The sequence below is a fragment of the Streptomyces sp. NPDC088157 genome, from assembly GCF_044741545.1.
Lineage (GTDB): Bacteria > Actinomycetota > Actinomycetes > Streptomycetales > Streptomycetaceae > Streptomyces.
In genome coordinates this window covers 802,292-819,868 of the sequence record NZ_JBIUSU010000001.1, presented here as the reverse complement: position 1 = coordinate 819,868, position 17,577 = coordinate 802,292, and the positions used below count along the sequence as shown (strand labels likewise).

8 protein-coding genes are annotated in these 17,577 nt (G+C 71.3%); 4 read left to right on the top strand and 4 right to left on the bottom strand.

The genetic code is table 11. The features are described 5' to 3' along the window. Positions 1-587 precede the first annotated feature (587 nt). Both ACIPFH_RS03405 and ACIPFH_RS03400 read left to right on the top strand, forming a co-directional pair. Positions 588-1,625, top strand: a complete 1,038-nt coding sequence (locus ACIPFH_RS03405) for a rod shape-determining protein (protein ID WP_356261764.1) — start codon at positions 588-590, stop codon at positions 1,623-1,625. 549 nt (positions 1,626-2,174) lie between these two features. Continuing rightward, entirely contained in the window at positions 2,175-3,242 is a 1,068-nt protein-coding gene (locus ACIPFH_RS03400) for a glycoside hydrolase family 5 protein (protein ID WP_401822614.1), read from the top strand. A gap of 387 nt (positions 3,243-3,629) precedes the next feature. Here ACIPFH_RS03400 and ligA read toward each other — a convergent pair whose 3' ends face one another. Further along, on the bottom strand, positions 3,630-5,753 hold the full coding sequence (ligA, locus tag ACIPFH_RS03395) for an NAD-dependent DNA ligase LigA (protein WP_401822612.1): 2,124 nt from the start codon (positions 5,751-5,753) through the stop codon (positions 3,630-3,632). Positions 5,754-5,881: 128 nt separating this feature from the next. Here ligA and ACIPFH_RS03390 point away from each other — a divergent pair, with 128 nt between their 5' ends. Both ACIPFH_RS03390 and ACIPFH_RS03385 read left to right on the top strand, forming a co-directional pair. Next, positions 5,882-6,763: an LLM class flavin-dependent oxidoreductase gene (locus ACIPFH_RS03390; protein ID WP_401822609.1), complete on the top strand. Its 882-nt coding sequence runs from the start codon at positions 5,882-5,884 to the stop codon at positions 6,761-6,763. Between the two features lie 130 nt (positions 6,764-6,893). Next, the gene (locus ACIPFH_RS03385; protein ID WP_401822607.1) at positions 6,894-8,054 is read left to right on the top strand and encodes an FAD-dependent oxidoreductase; all 1,161 of its coding nucleotides are present in this window, start codon (positions 6,894-6,896) and stop codon (positions 8,052-8,054) included. A 5-nt stretch (positions 8,055-8,059) separates the two neighbouring features. On the opposite strand, the gene ACIPFH_RS03380 is transcribed toward ACIPFH_RS03385, so the two are convergent. The 3 genes from ACIPFH_RS03380 to ACIPFH_RS03370 are packed head-to-tail and all read right to left on the bottom strand — an operon-like array spanning position 8,060 to position 17,275. Then, on the bottom strand, positions 8,060-8,263 hold the full coding sequence (locus ACIPFH_RS03380; RefSeq protein WP_401822605.1) for a hypothetical protein: 204 nt from the start codon (positions 8,261-8,263) through the stop codon (positions 8,060-8,062). Positions 8,264-8,267: 4 nt separating this feature from the next. Further along, a complete protein-coding gene (locus ACIPFH_RS03375) occupies positions 8,268-8,675 on the bottom strand; it encodes a hypothetical protein (RefSeq protein ID WP_401822603.1) in 408 nt (135 codons plus the stop codon). A 5-nt stretch (positions 8,676-8,680) separates the two neighbouring features. Continuing rightward, complete coding sequence (locus ACIPFH_RS03370) at positions 8,681-17,275, bottom strand: polymorphic toxin-type HINT domain-containing protein (RefSeq protein WP_401822600.1); 8,595 nt, start codon at positions 17,273-17,275, stop codon at positions 8,681-8,683. Between the last annotated feature and the right edge of the window lie 302 nt (positions 17,276-17,577).

Here is a 17,577-nt window from a genome sequence, read left to right as displayed (position 1 = left end):
GCGCACGCGCGCTGCAGTGCCGGCCGAGGCGGGCGGCGGACCGGCACGGACGACGGACCGGTTGGGACGACGGACCGGTTGGGACGACGGACCCGATGGTGCGACGGACCGGCACGGACGACGAACCGGCACGGACGACGGACCGGCAGGCCGACGAACCGGCACGGACGACGGACCGGATGGGGCGACGAACCGGATGGGACGACGAACCGGATGGGGCGACGAACCGGCACAGACGGACGGGATCGGCCGACGGACCGGATCGGACGGCAGCGGCGCAGCGGCGGCAGCAGCAGCGGCAGCGGCAGCGGCGGCAGCGGCAGCGGCAGCGGCAGCGGCGTATTCCGTGCCGAGCGGGGTGAACCGGTCCACGCGAGCGGACCGGCGCACGCACCCACGTCTGTTGCTCACTTCAGCCCTGTGGGATGAAACCCCCATTCGGCGGCGCCCCGCCCGGCCCCCCTGAGAAGGCGGCCTTCTTCCCGCCCCCGCACGATGCGAAGGAGGCCGACCGCCCGGCGGCCCACACACGAGAGGCCCGCCGACCCGGCGAGCCTCCACGGTCTGTGCTCTCGGGAGGACCTGCCATGACCGCCAGTCTGGAGCAGCTGCGCCGCTGCCACTTCGCCGTCGACCTGGGAGCGGCGCGGACGCGGGTGTACGTGAAGGGTGCCGGGCTCGTCGTCGACCAGCCGTCCGCCGCCGCCGTGAACACCCGCACCGGCGCGCTGATCGCGGTCGGCGAGTTCGCCGAGAAGATGACCGGGCGCACGCCGCACTACATCCGCGTCGTGCGCCCGGTCTCCGGCGGCACGGTCGTCGACATCGAGATGGCCCAGCGCATGCTGCGCCATCTGCTCGGCGACAAGATCCGCCGCCAACTGCGCCGCAAGCCGTTCCTGCGGGCCGCCGCCTGCACCCCGCACGACGCCGACCCGCTCGCCCAGCGCGCCGCGATCGAGACGCTGGTGGGTCTCGGCGCCAGCCGGGTGGAACTCGTCGACACCCTGATCGCCGCCGCCGTCGGCTGCGGACTGCCCGTCGAACAACCCGAGGCCACCATGATCATGGTGTGCGGGGCGGCCGCCACCCAGGTAGCCGTCCTCTCCCTGGGCTCGATCGTGACGGCCGAGCGCATTCCCGTGGGCGGTGAGGCCGTGGACCACGCGATCGTCCAGCACCTGCGCCACGAGCACGAGTTGATGCTGCCGAGCCAGTCCGTCCGACCCCTTCAGGTCGCCCTCTCCGGCAACGGCCTCACCTCGCAGGGACCGGCGTCCACCGAGATCCACGGACGTGACGTCGCGACCGGCCTCGCCCGCTCCGTACAGGTCGACACCGCGGCCGTACGGGACGCCATCGAGACCCCGCTGACCGCCGTGCTCGACGGCATCGGCAGGGTGCTGCGCGAATGCCCGCCCGACCTGGTCGCCGACCTCGCCGACCGCGGGATCATGATGGTGGGCGGCTCCGCGCTGCTGCCGGGCTTCGACCAGATGCTGCGTCAGGCCACCGGCATGCCGGTGCACATCGCCGAACGACCCGACATCTGCGCCGCCCAGGGCCTGGGCGCCATGCTGGAGGGCAAGATCGAACCGCTGACCCTGGACCCGCTGGGCGCCTGAAGTCCCCGACCGACCGCCTCGACCGGCCTCCCGCCCCTCCTGCGCAGCACCGCGGCGGCCGGCTCCACTCCGGGCTGTCTGCCGGTCGGTCGGCCGGTCGGCTTGCCGGGACGTCCGCCAGTGGCTCCGCCTGTCGGTCGGTCACCGGTCAGTTGGCCGGCCGGCCGTCCAGTCAGCCGGTCGGTCGGTCGGCTTGCCGGGACGTCCACCGGTGGCTCCGCCTGTCGGTCGGTCACCGGTCAGTTGGCCGGCCGGCCGTCCAGTCAGCCGGCCGGTCGGCCGTCCAGTCAGCCCGGCGGGGCAGACTCCGCCCGCGGAAACAGGCCTCCCCCGCTCCAGCACATACTTCGCCGACCACTCGCACATCGGACGTTACGCGCCCGAAACCTTGACGATCAGGATGCCGGGTGCCACGATTCCGGCGCCGCCATGTTTACGTAAACATCAAGCCACCCCGGGACTTCATGTTTACGCAAACATCGCGTGGCGGTCGCCGCCCAGCCCGCGCGTCCCCCTGCGCCGAGCCGCCTCTCCTGAAAGGGCACGTCCATGCGCAAGACCCCCACCAGAGCCTCTCGCACCCCCCACCTGCGTGCCGCCCTCGTCGCGGTCGCCCTCGCCGCCGTCACCGGCGCGACCCTGGCCGGCAGCCCGGCCTCCGCTTCCTCCGGCGCCGCGCCGGCCACCGACACGACCCAGTTCAAGGGCGTCAACTGGGCCGACCCGCGCGACAACTTCGCCGACGACCTGCTCCAGCTCTCCGGACTGTCGACGACGGACAGCTACCGGCAGACCTACGCGAAGGCGAGCCGGATCATCGCGGCGTTCCGCGCGAACCTCGGCGCCAACACCGTGCGGCTGCCCATCAACCCGTACACGGTCAACGGCGCCTACTGGAAGTCCTACCGCGGGGTCATCGACGCGGCCTCGGACCAGGGCTTCAAGGTCATCGTCTCCTACTGGGAGGGCACGGGCGCCCAGAAGGACGGCTACATCGACGACACGGCCACCTACTGGCCGATGTGGAACACCGTCGTCAAGGCGTACAAGAACGACAAGCACGTCTACTTCGAGCCGATGAACGAGCCGCACGGCTACACCGACACCGAGTGGGCCGACATCGCGGCGAAGTGGCTGTCGACGTACTCGAAGGTCCCGCGCAACCGGGTGTTCGTCAGCGGCGCCGGCTACAACGACCACGTCACCACGGTCTGCGCCGACCCGCGCCTGAAGGGCACGTACCTCTCCCTGCACCACTACGGGTTCTGGAAGGACTACGCGACCTACGACCAGTGGGTGGCCGACCTGAAGGTGCGCATCGGCGACTGCGCCAACCGGACCGTCGCGGACGAGTTCGGCGCCCCGATGACCACCGGCCTGAACTACGACGTGAAGACGCCGGACAACAACTTCGTCAACTACGTCCAGGCCGTCACCGACACCTTCCGCGAGCTGAAGATGGGCTCCGTGTACTGGCCGGGTCTGCGCACCGACGACACGTACTCGGTGCAGACCCTCACCGGCACCACCGCACGTCCCTGGCTGGCCACCACCAACCAGTCCGGCGCCGACCGCCTCGCCTGGGCGTGGGGCCGCGGCAAGCCCGTCAAGGGCTGAACCGGTCGGAAGTCGGTCCGAGGCTGAGCCGGTCCGAGGCTGAGCCGGTCCGAGGCTGAAGCAGTCGACGGCTGAAGCAGTCGACGGCCGGCTGGTGACGGCCACGGCAGTCAAGACCGGAGTGGTCAAGCACCCGGGCGTGACCCTCCTCCCGTGATCGGCACCGAGGCAGCGGCCCCCATCGCGCCTCGCCCCGACCGATCACCGCCACGGGCCCGCCGGCCTCAGGGTCGGCGGGCCCGCACGCGTTCCACGCCACTCGTGACGGGTACCGGCTCGCGTGCAGTGCCGTCCTGCACAACGACCGTTGGCGGTCCGACCGTCGCCCGGTGACGGTCACGACGGCGGTGACGGCGCAGGCGATGACGATGGCGATGGCGACCTCGTCTACATCGTCGGCTCCCTGCCCGGACCCGCGTCGACGTAGTCGGCGACGAGCGCGGCGAACTCGTCGGGCGCGGCGAGACGCACGCCCAGGGTCTCGGCCTTGGTCCGCTTGGATCCGGCGCCCTCTCCGGCGACGACCATGCTGGTCTTCTTGGAGACGCTGGAGGAGGAGCGGCCGCCGGCGCGTTCGATGAGTTCGTTCATCTGGTTGCGGCTGAGCTTCTCCAGTGCTCCGGTCATCGCACCGGTGACGACCACGGTCATCCCGGCCAGCGGCCCGGCATCCGCGGCCTGCGCGCCCTCGCCGTCGGACGCGTCGGTCCCGTCGGGTGTCGTCGGGGCGGGCGGGGTGGCGCCGGGCTCGGTCATGTTCACCCCGGCGGCGACGAGTCTGTCGATGAGCGGGGCGAGTTCCGCGAGTTCGGCGACGATGGACGGGGCCTTCTCGGTGCCGATGCCCTCGACCTGCTGGATCGCTTCGGCGTCGGCGGCGCGAAGAAGGTCCATGGTCGCGAAGTGGCGTGCGATACGGCGGGACATGGACCGGCCGGTGCCACGGACGCCGAGGGCGCACAGGACGCGGGACAGCGGTTGGTCCTTGGCCGTGGTGAGCGCGGCGAGGAGGTTGTCGGTGCTGGTCTCTCCCATCCGGTCCAGGCCGAGGAGCTGTTCACGGGTGAGGGCGAACAGGTCGGCGAGGTCGGCGACCAGGCCCGCTTCGACGAGTTGGACGACCCGGGTGTGGCCGAGGCCCTCGATGTCGAGCTGATCGCGTCCGGCGGCGTAGGAGAGTGAGGCGACGAGGTGGCAGTTGCGGCCGTTGACGCAGCGCCAGCGCTGCTCGCCGGTGTCGATGTCCGATCCGCAGCGCGGGCACGCCTCGGGGAAGACGATGGGCTGTTCGTCACCGGTGCGCAGGTGGGCCACGGGCGCTTCGATGCGGGGGATGACGTCTCCGGCCCGGTGGACCATGACGTGATCGCCCAGACGCAGGTCGCGGCGGGTGATGTCGGACGGGTTGTGGAGGGTGGCGTAGGTGATGGTGGAGCCGTCGATCCGCACCGGTTCCAGGACCGCGCGGGGGGCGATGATGCCGGTGCGGCCCACGTTCCACTCCACCTCCAGCAGGCGGGTGATCTTCTCGACGGCGGGCAGTTTGTAGGCGGTCGCCCAGCGCGGGGCCCGCGAACCCGATCCGGCGGCCCGCTGGTCGTCGGCGAGGTCGGCCTTGACGACGATCCCGTCGATCCCGAACGGCAGCGAGGCGCGCAGCGCGGCGATCTCGGCCACGCGGGCCAGGACCTCCTCGACCGTGCTCGCGGTGATGCCGGGCACGGCCGTGGCCGCCGTGGTGTGCACGCCGTAGGCGCCGGTCCGGATCATGAGGTCGCTGTGCGCGCTCTCCTCCAGCAGCGCGGCCGTCGCCGGCTCGGTGTCGTCCAGGGGCAGCAGGCCGTAGGCGAAGAAGGTCATGGGCACGGTGTAGGCGCGTTCCCTGGCGCGCAGGGTGCCCGCCGCGGCGTTGCGCGGATTGGCGAACGGCGCACCGCCGTGCGCGGTGCGTACCTCGTTGGCGTGCTCGAACTGGGCGGTCGTCATGAGGACTTCGCCGCGCACCTCCACCGTGACCGGCTCCGTCAGCTCGGCGGGCAGGCCCTCGACGGTGCCGACAGCGTGCGAGACGTCCTCCCCGGCCGTCCCGTCGCCCCGCGTGATCAGGCGCGTCAGGCGGCCGCGGTAGTAGCGGGCCGCGATCGCCAGGCCGTCCAGCTTGGGCTCGACACTGAACCGGGTGACGTCGTGGCCGACGCGCCGGGCGAGCGAGGTGGTCCACGCGGTGAACTCCTCCGGGGAGAACACGTTGTCCAGGCTCAGCATCGCCCTCGTGTGCGGGACGTCGCCCTCCACCGCTCCGCCGGCCACCTTCCCGGTCGGCGAGTCGGACAGCACCTGCTCCGGGTGCTCGTCCTCCCACGCCGCGATGGAGCGCACCAGCCGGTCGTAGTCGTCGTCGTCCAGCACCGATGTGCCGCCCGCGTAGTAGGCGGCCGAGGCCCGCACCGCGTCCTCGATCGCCTGCGCGTAGGCGACGGCGTCCACAATCACTGCACCGGGGGTTGTCATGCCTCACATCCTGCCTGCCACCACTGACAATGCCCCGGACGAAGGAGGCGTCCCGACTCTGCGGGGCGACCGCCCCGGCCTCGATACGCCGTTGATCCACTCGCCGTCCACCCCATAGATTCCGGGGCATGACGAACACGACGAACGTACGGGTCGGTGTCATGTACGACCGCGACTGGGCTCCCGAGGAGTTGCCCGGGTTCGCGCGCCGGGCCGAGGCGCTCGGGGTGGACGACCTGTGGGTGGTCGAGGACCTCGGCTGGAACGGTGGGGTGTCGGCGGCCGCCGTGGCGCTGGGGGCGACCGAGCGGCTGCGGGTGGGCATCGGGATCACGCCGGCCCCGTTGCGCAGTCCGGCGCTGCTGGCGATGGAACTGGCCACGCTGGCCCGGGTGTTCCCCGGGCGGCTGGTGGCCGGGATCGGGCACGGGGTGCGGGAGTGGATGGAGTCGGTCGGCGTCGCCCCCCGGTCGCCGCTGGCCCTCCTGGAGGAGACGATCACCTCGGTGCGCGCGCTGCTGCGCGGTGAGCGGGTCGAACTGGAGGGCCGCGAAGTGCGCCTGGACGGCGTGAAGCTGGTGCATCCGCCGGTCGAGGTGCCGCCGGTGGTGGCGGGCGTCGTCCGTCCCCGCTCCCTCGAACTGTCCGGCCGGGTCGCGGACGGCACCCTGATCGCCGAGGGCCACGGTCCGCGGGACCTGGAGAACACCCGGGCCCTCACCGCCAAGGGCGGAGCCGGGCCCGACCACACGCTGACCGTGCTGTCCTTCGCGTGCGTGGGTGACGACCCGGAGGAGGTCGCGCGGATCCTGCATCCGCACACCGAGGGCCACGGAGCCTGGCTCGGTCGTCCCCAGGAGGAGGTCTTCACCGTCTCGGGCACTCCCGCGCAGGCCGTCGGCGACATCCGGGCCCTGAGGGCCTCCGGCGCCGACACCGTCGTCCTGCGCATCGTCGGCCCCGAGCCGCTGCGCCAGCTCGAAGCGGTGCTGACGGCTTTCGGCCGCTGAACGGGTGAACGGGGGGCCCGGACCGGCCATGTGGTGCCGGGCCGGAACTCCGGGCCACCGCCCGGGCGTTCCACAAGGGGCGTACGACGACGGGGTCCGTGCGTCCGTGGACGGAAGAGCGGGGTGAGGCATGGCGCGCCTACTGGTCATCGGTGGCGGGATCGCCGGCACGGCGGCGGCTCTGGCGCTGGACAAGGCGGGCCAGGAGGTCGCCGTGTTCGAGGCGCATCCCGACTCCGCCGAGGACATCGGCGCGTTCCTCACCCTCGCGAGCAACGGCCTGCGGGCCCTCGCGCAGCTCGACGCGACGCCCGCGGTCACGTCGATCGGTTTCCCGCTCACCGTCATGCGGCTGCTCGACGCCGAGGGCGGTGAGGTGGCCCGCGCCCCGCTCGGTGAGGCGGACGATCCCGCGCTGCGATACCGGTGCCTGCGCCGCGGCGAACTCAACGCGGCCCTGCAGTCGGAGGCGGCCCGCCGTGGCATCGACATCGTCCACGGCGCCCGGCTCGCCTCCGTCGAGAACGGGTCGGACGGCGTGACCGCGCACTTCACCGACGGCAGCACCGCGTCGGGCGACCTGCTGCTCGGCGCCGACGGCCTGAACTCCGCGGTCCGCCGGGCCACCGCCCCCACCGCACAACCCCGTTACGCGGGACAGCGCGTCTTCTACGGCTGCACCACCTCGGCGCCGACGGCCGGCGAGGACGAGGCCGCGTGCATCACGATGATCCGGGGCAGCGCGGCCGCCTTCGGCCATACGACGTCACCGGACGGGGAGACGTACTGGTTCGCCCGGGTCACCGCCGACACCCCGCTGACCGCCGACGAGATCGCGCTCGCGACCCCCACCCAATGGCGTGACCTGCTCGTTCCGTTGTTGCGTAAGGACGCCACGCCCGCCGCGGACATCGTCGCGGCCACCCCGGCCCCCGTCCTGGTCACCAACGCGACCGAGATGCCAAACGGCACGCCCTGGCGCTCCGGCCGGACCCTGCTCGTCGGGGACGCGGCGCACGCGGCCTCCCCCGCGACCGGGCAGGGCGCCTCCATGGCCCTGGAGGACGCGGTGATCCTCGCCAAGTGCCTGCGCGACGCCCCGGACACCGAGTCCGCGCTCTCCCGCTACGAGGCGCTCCGCCGCCCTCGGGTGGAACACAACACCACCGTCAGCGGCAACATCTCCCGAGGCGTCCACGCACCCCCGCCCCGGCCCGGCGCGAACCAGGCCCCGCCCCGGCGCGAGGACGAGATCGTCCGCCAGCTGGAGTGGGCCGCCACCCTCCGGTGAGCGGCTCAGCCCTGCACCAGGACGAGGATCCCGCCCGCCAGCAGGAAGACGCCGCCCGCGAAGGCGATCCCGGCGAGGACGGCGAGGACGGCCGGCCGGAGGATCAGCTGAGGAGCCGGCCCGGCGGCCGCGCTCAGCTGCCTGCGGCGCAGCGCCAGCGCCCGCACTCCGGCGAACAGACCGACAATCCCCAGGATCAGATACGGCATGGTGTCAGGCCTCCACATGTCCCCACTGTGCTTCGAAACCCGGAGGCCATTCCTGCGAGAAGTCGAAGAGCGTGGGATCGTTCCTGCGTCGCACGGCTTCCCGCCAGGAAGGCCGCCCGGAAACCACGAAGCTCATTCCCTCTGGATCGATCAGGTACGTCGACTCCATGTCCGCCTCCGGGACTCCGGCGAATTCCGAAATCCTGCGGAATTCGGAAGGAAGGGCTCGGCGAACACGGAGAGAGTGATACGTCGGCTGAACGAGCATGAACTCGACGTGCCCGAAATACACTTCGACACGCGTCGTCGTACCGTCCAGCCGAGACGGATCACTTCTGATGATCAATTGCCGATGCGAAGGGTCGTAGTCCCAAACCTGGAACGCTCGGCCCGAGCGCACGAAATCAGCCACGCCTCTCAGTCCTCTCCCTCTCCCCAGCCCGGGTCCCGCAGCTCAGCAGGCTGCCCGCCCCAGTACCACTCGATCGTCCCCCATTCGCGGCGGCCCAGGATGACCGATCGGGCCACCACTCCGAGTTCCCAGGCCGTCTGATTCCCACCCTTCTGTGCCTTCTGCCACGCACCGCCTGCGAGACCCCGGCCGCGGGGCACGGTCGCGTCGAACGCCTCCTGCGCGGACCCGAACTCATTGCCCTCCTCGTCGAGCAGCCCGTCCAGGGCGAACGTGATGCGCACCCTCGGATTGTTCGCGGCCTCGGGGACCGCGTTCATCCAGTTCGGCCTCTGGTTGACGTCACTCACATCTCCCCACGGCTTCTTGCCGTTGAGGGTGAATCGGTTCCCGCCGTCCTGCTCGTTGAGAGACTTGGCGAGGTTGTCCCCGATCTTGTGCGGACCGTTCACGCCCAGCACGAGATGGTCTCCGTCCTCGATCTTGGAACCGCAGACATTGTGAACGAGGATCGTCACTCCGGCCGCCACCACGTAGTACGTGTGCAGCTCGCGGACCGTCAGGTTGTAGCGCTGGGCCGCGCCCGACGTCGCCCGCACCGCGGCGACGAGGACGTGGTGGCCGTCCTCCGTGGTGAGCGCGTGGTCCGGGGTGAGCTTGCCCGCGGGCACCCAGGTGTGGAGGGTCGCGTCCCAGAAGGGGTGCTTCGAGGTCGTGTGCAGGGTCGCCGTGTGGCCTTGGCCGAGGCGCACCGTGACGTCGACGAGGTCCTTGTCGTGGTTGACCAGCGTCGCGACGACCTCGCGGGGACCGACGTGCTTGCCGGTCCTGGCGTCGGCGGACTCGACCTTGTCACCGGTTTTGATCTTGCCGATCGCCTTGGCCCCGCCGTCGGCCATGAGGACGGGTGTGTCCGGCGAGAAGCTGCACTGGCCGCCCTCCTCCGTGCCCGAGTTTCCGGCACCGGGATCGTCCGAGGACGCCCCCGCCTTCCGCGAGGCCGCCGCGTCGTGCTGGACGTCGGACTTCTTGGGCTTGGCCGCGTTCTCACCGGCCGCGTCCTTCGCGGACTCCTTGCCCGCGCTCGCGTCGGCGGCCGCGTCGCCGGAGCCGCCCGAGCTGCCGGAGCCGTCGTGTGGGGCCGGTTCCGCCGCGGCCTTGGGCGCGGCGTCGGAGCCGCCTCCCGCGGGAGGTGACTCCCCTTCCTCCGCGGTGAATCCGCCGCCACCGGCGCAGCCCATCGCCGCGCAGTCGCCGCCGAACATGCCACCGACCATTCCGGCGCCCTCGGCCGCGCCGAGGACACAGGCGGGGGCGGCGATCACGGTTCCGGCGCAGGCGGAGACGACCACCGCGACGGCGACCACCACGACGACGACGGTGACGACGGTCGCGACGACGGGCAGGGCCTTCTTGAAGTAGTGCCCGGCGCAGCCGAAGAACCCGTGGCAGCCGCCGTGATGTTCCTTCTTCTTGCCGCTGGAGGTGCTGGTGTCGGGCTTGCTGGAAGCGGCCACGCACGAGGAGGAGCAGCCACCGCCGCCGTCCATCATGGCCAGCATCAGCCCGCTCGGGTCCGCCGAGCTCGCCGGGTTGTCGCCCGCGTAGGTGTAGCCGCCCATCTGGTCGGGGTCGCCGGGTTCGAAGACGGGGTCGGGGGTGAGGAAGCGGCCGGTGACGGGGTCGTAGTCACGGGCGCCCAGGAGGTTGAGGCCGGTCACGGCGTCGGCGGGTCGGCCGAGGAAGCCGGCGTTCTCGTCCGGCGCCACCCAGGAGCTCGGCCTGGTGCCTCGCGGGTTGCCCCAGGGGTCGTAGGAGCGACGGGTGACGGTCAGGCCGGCGGCGTCGATGGCCGTGACGGCGGTGGCCTGGCCGTTGGCGATCTGGTAGGTCACCGACCCGCTGCTGGAACGGGTGACGGTGGTGCCGTCCGGGCCGGTGATCTCGCGCAGGCCGCTCCAGGTCTTCGCGGAGACGTTGAGGGTGATCTGCTCGGCGCCGCCGAAGAGGTAGAGGACGCGGGTCTTGTCCGTGCCGTCGACGGCCGCGGTCTGCTCGAGCAGATCGCCCTCGGCGTCGTACAGGTACTTGCTCGTGTTGGTGTGGGTGCCGGAGGTCGTGGCGACGGTGGCGGTGCGGCCCTCGGCGTCGTAGGTGAAGGTCTGGCTCTGCCCGGCCGGTATCGCGCCGGTGGCGGCGCCGGTCCAGGTCTGGCCGCTGCCGCCGCAGGTGGCGATGGTCAGCTGGGTGGCGTTGGTGGCGGAGGCGCCGGGGTCGGTCAGGCAGACCGCGCTGTTGGCGTTGTTGACCAGGGTGCCGGTGGTGGTGACCTTCCACTTCTGGGTGGTGTCGGTCTTGCAGGTGTCGATCACCACGAGGGTGCCCGAGGTGGTCGCGTTGCCGGTGGTGTCCAGACACAGGCCGAGGACCTTCACCGTGCCGTCGGTGCCGATCGTCCACTTCTGGCTCGTGGCCCCGCTGCACGTGTTGATCTGCACCTTGGCGCCCGCGGTCGTGGAGCCGCCCGCGTCCTCGACGCACCTCTTGCCGCCGCCGGAGATCGTGAAGCCGGTGGACAGCGGACCGGTCGTGGTGACCTTCCGGCTCATGGTGTCGCCGGCGTTCACGTTGCTGTAGGAGGGGTCGGTGTACGTGGACGCGATGCTCGCGGTGCCGGTGCCGGGGTTGCTGAGGGTGGCCGTGCCCGCCTGGTCGGGGAGCGTGGCGGCCGCCGTACCGTCCGTGCCGGCGTAGGCGATGGCCTGCGTGGTGTCGTTGAGGGCGCTGCCGGTGGTGTCGTGGTTGACCATGCCGGTGCGGTCGCCGAGCTGGTCGTAGCTGTAGGTCTGCCAGTAGGGGGCGGGCCCCCCGACGGTCGTGGTCCTGACCGGGGACGTGGTGGTGGTCTGCACCCTGGCCGTCGTGCAGCCGCCGACCGCGCCGACCGTGGCGGCGCCCGGGTCGGTGATGCCGGCGGTGTCCGTCCAGGCCGCGGTCAGCCGCTGGAAGGAGTCGTAGGTGAAGCACTGGGTGTCGTGCGTGGTGTTGTTCTGCAGGTCGTCGATCGCGGTGAGCTCGCCGGCCTGGTTGTACCGCAGGCTGACGACGTCCAGGGCGGTCGTGGAGGTCTGCAGCATGCTGCTGGCCTGGGTGACGCGCCCGGTGGTGGCGTCGTACTGGGCGAAGGTCGCCAGTTCCTTGCCGGTGGGCCCGTAGTTGGTCTGCAGCACGCGTCCGAACGCGTCGTGGACGGTGGCGTCGACGTAGGCGGGCGTGTTGGCGGAGCTGATGAAGCCGCCGATGCCGTCGAGGTTGCCCTGCTGGGTGTAGCCGTAGTCGATGTCCTCGGCCGGCAGGTTGCCGTCGGCCTGGTAGTGCTGGGTGGACAGCAGGCCGACGTTCGGGGTGTAGCGGGAGGTGGAGGTGTAGGTGACGGTGCCGGAGGCGGGCGCGCTGGACTGCCCGGCGGCGGCGAAGCCCTCGGCGGCCGGGATCGTCAGTGTGGAGCCGAGCGGCTCGTAGGCGGTGTTGTAGCCGGTGACCGCCTGCGTGTACGCCTTGCCCGCCGCGCCCCCGACATAGCGGGTCGCGGAGGTCTGGTAGCCCTTCTCCAGGGTGTCGTAGACGCGGGACGCGAGCAGCTTGGTCGAGTCGGGGGTGGCGGACCAGGCGCCGGAGTACTCGGCCGTGGGGCGGTTGTCCCAGTCGTAGGTGAAGGAGAGCGCCTGGCCGCGTGAGTCGGTGGTCTGCAGGAGGTTGCCGGCCAGGTCGTACTTGTCGTACGTGGTGGTGCCGGTGTTCGGGTCGGTCTGGGACTTCTTCTGGCCGAGCGGGTTGTACGTGTAGGACCAGGCGTTGCCCGCGCTGTCCTTGATCGAGTCGATCTGGCCGGCGGCGGTGTAGGTGTAGCGGGTGGTGGCGTCGGCGGCCGGGACGGCGTTCGCGGTGCCCTGCTTCCACAGCACGGAACCGGCGGAGGAGACGACGGCCGCTGTGGAGTCGTTGCGCACCTGGAAGGTGGCGCCGGTGACGGACGTCAGGCCGGTGGTCCACAGCTGGGCGACGGCGGTGCTGTAGACCACCAGATTGCCGTCGGTGCCGAACTTCGCCCAGGCGCCCGGGTTGCCGCTGGTGCCGGAGGACCAGACGGTCTTGCCGGTGGCCAGCGCGGAGAGCACCAGGTTGCCGTCGGCCTGCATGGTCAGGCGGACGCTGTCCGAGGTCAGCGAGGTGCCCGAGGGAATCACCGAGCCGCCCGTCAGGGTGACCGTGGAGCCGCTGTTCCTCACCACCGTGCTGGTGGTCTGGCCGACGGCGTTGCTGAAGGTGGCGGTGGAACGGCCGCCGGCCGGTGCCGTGGCGTCGACCTCCTCAGCGCCCGGGTAACTGGTGGAGCTGTGCCACTGTTCGACGGCCTGGTGCCAGAGGGTTTCCCTCAGCGGCCGGCCCTGGCCGTCGTACGTGGTGGTGGTCTCCGAGGGGATCTGGTTCTCGTTCGCCGCGTACAGCGTGGTCGACGGGAGGTTGTTCGGCTCGGAGTAGGCGGCGTAGGAGGTGGTCTGCCAGCCGTGCGAGTCGTAGAACGTGTCCGAGATGACGCGGCCCGCGTCGGAGTCGCCCATCGCGGTGGACTGGGTCTGTCTCGGCTGGAGCATGCCGTCGTAGAGGGTGATCGAGGTGGCGTACGTGCCGTCCTCGCGCAGCGTCTTCGAGGTGACGGTGGTCGGCGCGCCCGGCTGGGTGACGGTGCCGCCGGGGGCGGGCACCGCGCCGGGGTCGATCGCGTAGGCGAAGGTCTCGTCGGCGCTCTGCCCGGCCGACTTGTCCCGGCCGGGCAGCCAGACCGCGGTGCGCCGGCCGAGCGCGTCGTACGTCATGTCCGTCTTGCGGCCGTTGGCGTCGACGCTCTCGAGCGGCAGTCCGCGCAGCGCGTCGAGGGTGGAACCGACCTGCCAGTTCCGGCTGTTGACGGAGGACTTGGCGGTGGCGTTGGTGTTGTTGCCGGAACCGCTCCACGCCGGGGTGAAGTCGGTGTGGGTCTTCTGCCCGGTGGCGTCGTAGGCGTCGGTGACGCGGCCGGCGCCGTCGTAGGACACGGCGGACGTCGTCTGCCAGTTCTCCGTGGTGCCGGTGAAGCCGATGGCGGTCTGGGTGCCGGTGACCTGCCCTGCGGCGGTGACCGGGCCGAAGGCGCCGAGGCCGGACAGGGTGCCGTCACCGGCGTAGTAGATCTTCTGGTCCGTCAGCAGGCTGCTCGCGCCGAGCGCGGTGCCGCAGGCGCCGAGGACGCTGGTGACCCGGTCCGCGTAGGACAGCATCATCGTGTTGGACGCGGGCGGGGTCGCGTAGGTCGTGGTGGCGCACTTCTCCTGGTTCGGGTCGGTGCCGTCTCCGTGCCCGTTGACGGTGGAGACGCGGCCCTGGCTGTCGTACGCGGTGTCGGTGGTGGTGTGGCGCCAACTCCCGCCTGCGAGCAGCTCGTACTCGCGGGAGCTGCTGGACTTGATCCGGTGCGCGGCGAGGTCGGGCAGGGTGGACAGGGCGGGCTCGGTGTCGCCGGGGTTGTCCTCCTGCGTCCAGGCGGTCCAGGGGCTCTGGCCCGCGGAGGCGGTGGTGGTGAAGGTGAACGGGCCGTTGACGCTGACGGCGTCGACCGTGCCGCCGGCCCCGGTGTAGGTGTCGTCCTGGAGGGTGGTGCCGGCCAGTTGGTCGGCGTCGGTGACGCTCAGCACGGTGCTGCCGCCGACCTTGGCGTCGACGGTGACGGAACGGCGGGTGCCGTCCGCCTTGTAGTCGCCGTCCATGCCCTGCAGGTAGGTGGTGGTCTGCTGGGTGACGGGCTCGGGGGCCTGCCCGGTCTGCACGGTGACGGTGCGGAAGCCGCGGAACTGGTCCCAGGTGCGGTACTGGTCGTCGGTCTGGGCCGAGTCGTCGCGGTGCCAGGCCGGGCCCGCGTAGCTGTAGCGGGAGATCTGGGTCTCCGAGCCCGCCGGGGCGTGCTGGGTGTCCGGCTGGTACTGGCCTGCGATGGTCAAGTCGGACACGGCCACGCTGTTGACGGTGACCTTGTTGAACCAGTCCGCGATCGGCTTGGAGGCGCCTGGCACGGTCCAGTAGACGGGGTAGCAGGAGTTGGTGTTGCTGTCCGCCTGGGCGATGGTGAGCGTTCTGCCCGCGCAGGGCGCCGCGTTGTACTCGACGGCGATCGACTCGCCGGTCTCGGTCTGGATACTCGATATGCGCGGCCGGTACAGCGGCGGGGCGGACGGTGAATCGTCGTCCACCCGGTTGTCGATCTCGGTACCGGTGAACGACACCTGGTTGAGAGCGATGTCGCTGTTGCCGTTGCCGTAGGTGTCCTCGCCCGTGTGTCTGACGGACTGCAGCCACATCACGGCCTGCAGCGAGCCCGCGTCCTCGGGGTCGACGGTGGTGCCGGTGACCGGGTCGACGGTGCCGCCCGCGTCGGAGTAGACCTGGCCCAGCTGGTAGGAGTCGACCGCGGTGAGCTGGTCGGTGGCCTTCACGTGGACCTTGGTGGTGATGGAGTCCAGCCGGGTGGTGGTCCAGAAGCTGGGGCCCGAGGTGACGCACACGTCGTCGGGGACGCTGGTGGAGCCGTCCGGCAGCTTGGTCTTGTCCGTGGAGTCGCAGTGCAGGTCCCACGGCACGTCCGGCCAGTGGGTGGCGGTGGAGTCCTTGAGGTTCGAGGCCGAGCAGTCGGTGAACGTGGAGGTGGTCTGGCAGCGCTGGGCCAGTCCGAAGTCCACCTCGGCGGCCGGAGTGCGCCCGGCCTGCTCGTCGGCGAGCTGGTAGCCGTACGAGATCAGCGTCAGCGCGCCGCCTCGGGTGTACGCGGTCAGGGTGCCGGTGTCGTCGGGGTCGTCGCTCTGACCGGCCTGGCCGCCGCCGAGGTCGTAGTGGTCGGACTCGGTGGTGTAGTCGTAGCGCTGCACGAAACCGGTCGGCGACACCACGAAGTCGAGGTTCCAGCGCCAGCCCTCCGGCTTGTCGCACTGGGAGGCCTTGCCCTTGGAGCTGTCGTAGCAGGGGTCGGAGGAGCGCGGGTGCAGCACCGGCACGCCCCAGGCGGAGTGGGTGGAGTCGTCACCGGGGTCGGCGGGCATGGTGGCGTCGGTGCCGGCGCCGTTCGGGGAGTGGTCGGCGCCGAAGTAGGCCGCGGTGCCGTCGCTGGTCAGGACCCGGTAGTAGACACCGTCGTGGAGGCCGTTCGCGGCGCCGGACAGCTCCTGGACGAGGGTGCCGTCGTCGCCCTGGAGGCGCCACTGCCTGATCTCGCCTGCCACACCGGAGTCGACCCCGTCGGGCACCAGCACTCCGGAGTGCGAACCGAAGGACAGGGTGGCGTTGTCCCCGCCCCAGCACTCGTCGCCCGAGCCCTTGAGGATCTTCTTGCCGTCGGAGTCGAGGAGCGAGCCGCAGCCGCGGTAGCCCCGCTCCACGAAGCCGACCTGGTAGCTCCAGCCGTCCCCGGCCCAGGACGCCTGGGAGTTGCGGGCGGTGGTCTCGCCGTCCACCGACTGGGAGTCGTAACTCAGTCCGACCGAAGGGGCGTTGCCGCCGATCGCGGCGGGCACGGAGACCGGGTAGGCGTAGGTGAAGGAGCCGGTGGCGGAGGCCTGCCAGGTGCCGGCGGCGGAGAGGGTGGTGGCGCCGTAGTCGCCCTGGGAGCCGGAGCTTCCGGAGGTGACGGCCAGCGCGGTGGTGCCCGCGGTGGTGGTCGCCGCCAGGGGCTCGGTGCGGACCGACATGGTCGTGGGCCCGCCCGCGTCTCCCGCGTCTCCCGTGCCGTCCTTCGGCTCCGGCGCGGGGGCGGAGGCGGGCGCGGAGCCCACGGTGACGGTCGCCGTCAGCTGGTCGGCGGAGGGGCGGTTGGTGAACTTCAGCGGGGTGCGCTTCTGGCACTCGGCCCGTTCCGGGGTGGTCAGCGCACAGCCCGGCAGCTGGACCAGCTGGAGCCGTGAACCGTAGCCGCCGCCGTACGCCTTCGCTATCGCGGCGTAGTCGACGACCACTTTCACCCGGCCGCCCGCGGCGGTCGCCCCGGACGGGGTGATGCCGAGCAGCATGCCGTTGGCGCCGCTCCGCAGCGTCTTGGCGTGGGAGGCGGCTTGGACGCGGACCTGGCCGACCGCGCCGCTGCCGTCGGCGGAGGCCACCCAGACCGGAAGCCCGCCCGCCTTCACGGGCTTGGTCGCGCCGGCCGTCGTGAGGTCGACGGTGGCCGTGCCGGCCTTCGGCCACTGAGGGGTGTCCGCCCGGTAGGTGCCCAGCGGCTGGTACCCCTTGGGGTGTGTGGAGGTCTTCTGCCGCAGGGCGTGCGCTCCTACGGCCCGGGTGGTGTCGAGGTCCTCGGGGTTCTTCGGGTCCCAGACCGTGCCGGTGAACCTGAAGCCGCCGTGGTGCCCGAAGTCCGGATCGTCGGAGTGGCCCGCGAGGAAGCCGGGGGCGCCGATGCCGGTGGCGACGGCCACCGGCAGGAGCAGTGCGAACAGAGCGACCGGAATGGCCCAGAGGCCGATTCCGCCAAGAAATCTTCGGTGCCACACGCCCGCGAACCAGCGCCGTCCGCCACTCACACGTACCCCCAGGAATACGACCCTGAGGGGCCGTCATTTCGTCAGACCACGCATGTGAGTGATCGACGGGAGGCTAAATACGGTCATGATCGCGACTCAATACCCTTTGCCATTTCCGTGAAAAGACCGTGCTTCAACTTGGCAGAGCGTGTGTAGTTTCTGTACCGAGTTGATCATTGTCCCGTGACTACCGGGCTTCCCCCACCCCGATGCCCGCAATCAGAGGAAGTCCGCCGCGTGTTGAGAGAACCCCGTTCCCCCAGACCACCGATACGAACCGGCCAAAGACGCGTCGCCGCGGG

What these genes read in the sequence shown, in the direction of transcription:
- ACIPFH_RS03405 (WP_356261764.1), top strand. Translation starts at nt 588, where the DNA reads ATGACCGCCAGTCTGGAGCAGCTGCGCCGCTGCCACTTCGCCGTCGAC.
- ACIPFH_RS03400 (WP_401822614.1), top strand. Translation starts at nt 2,175, where the DNA reads ATGCGCAAGACCCCCACCAGAGCCTCTCGCACCCCCCACCTGCGTGCC.
- ligA (WP_401822612.1), bottom strand. Translation starts at nt 5,753, where the DNA reads ATGACAACCCCCGGTGCAGTGATTGTGGACGCCGTCGCCTACGCGCAG.
- ACIPFH_RS03390 (WP_401822609.1), top strand. Translation starts at nt 5,882, where the DNA reads ATGACGAACACGACGAACGTACGGGTCGGTGTCATGTACGACCGCGAC.
- ACIPFH_RS03385 (WP_401822607.1), top strand. Translation starts at nt 6,894, where the DNA reads ATGGCGCGCCTACTGGTCATCGGTGGCGGGATCGCCGGCACGGCGGCG.
- ACIPFH_RS03380 (WP_401822605.1), bottom strand. Translation starts at nt 8,263, where the DNA reads ATGCCGTATCTGATCCTGGGGATTGTCGGTCTGTTCGCCGGAGTGCGG.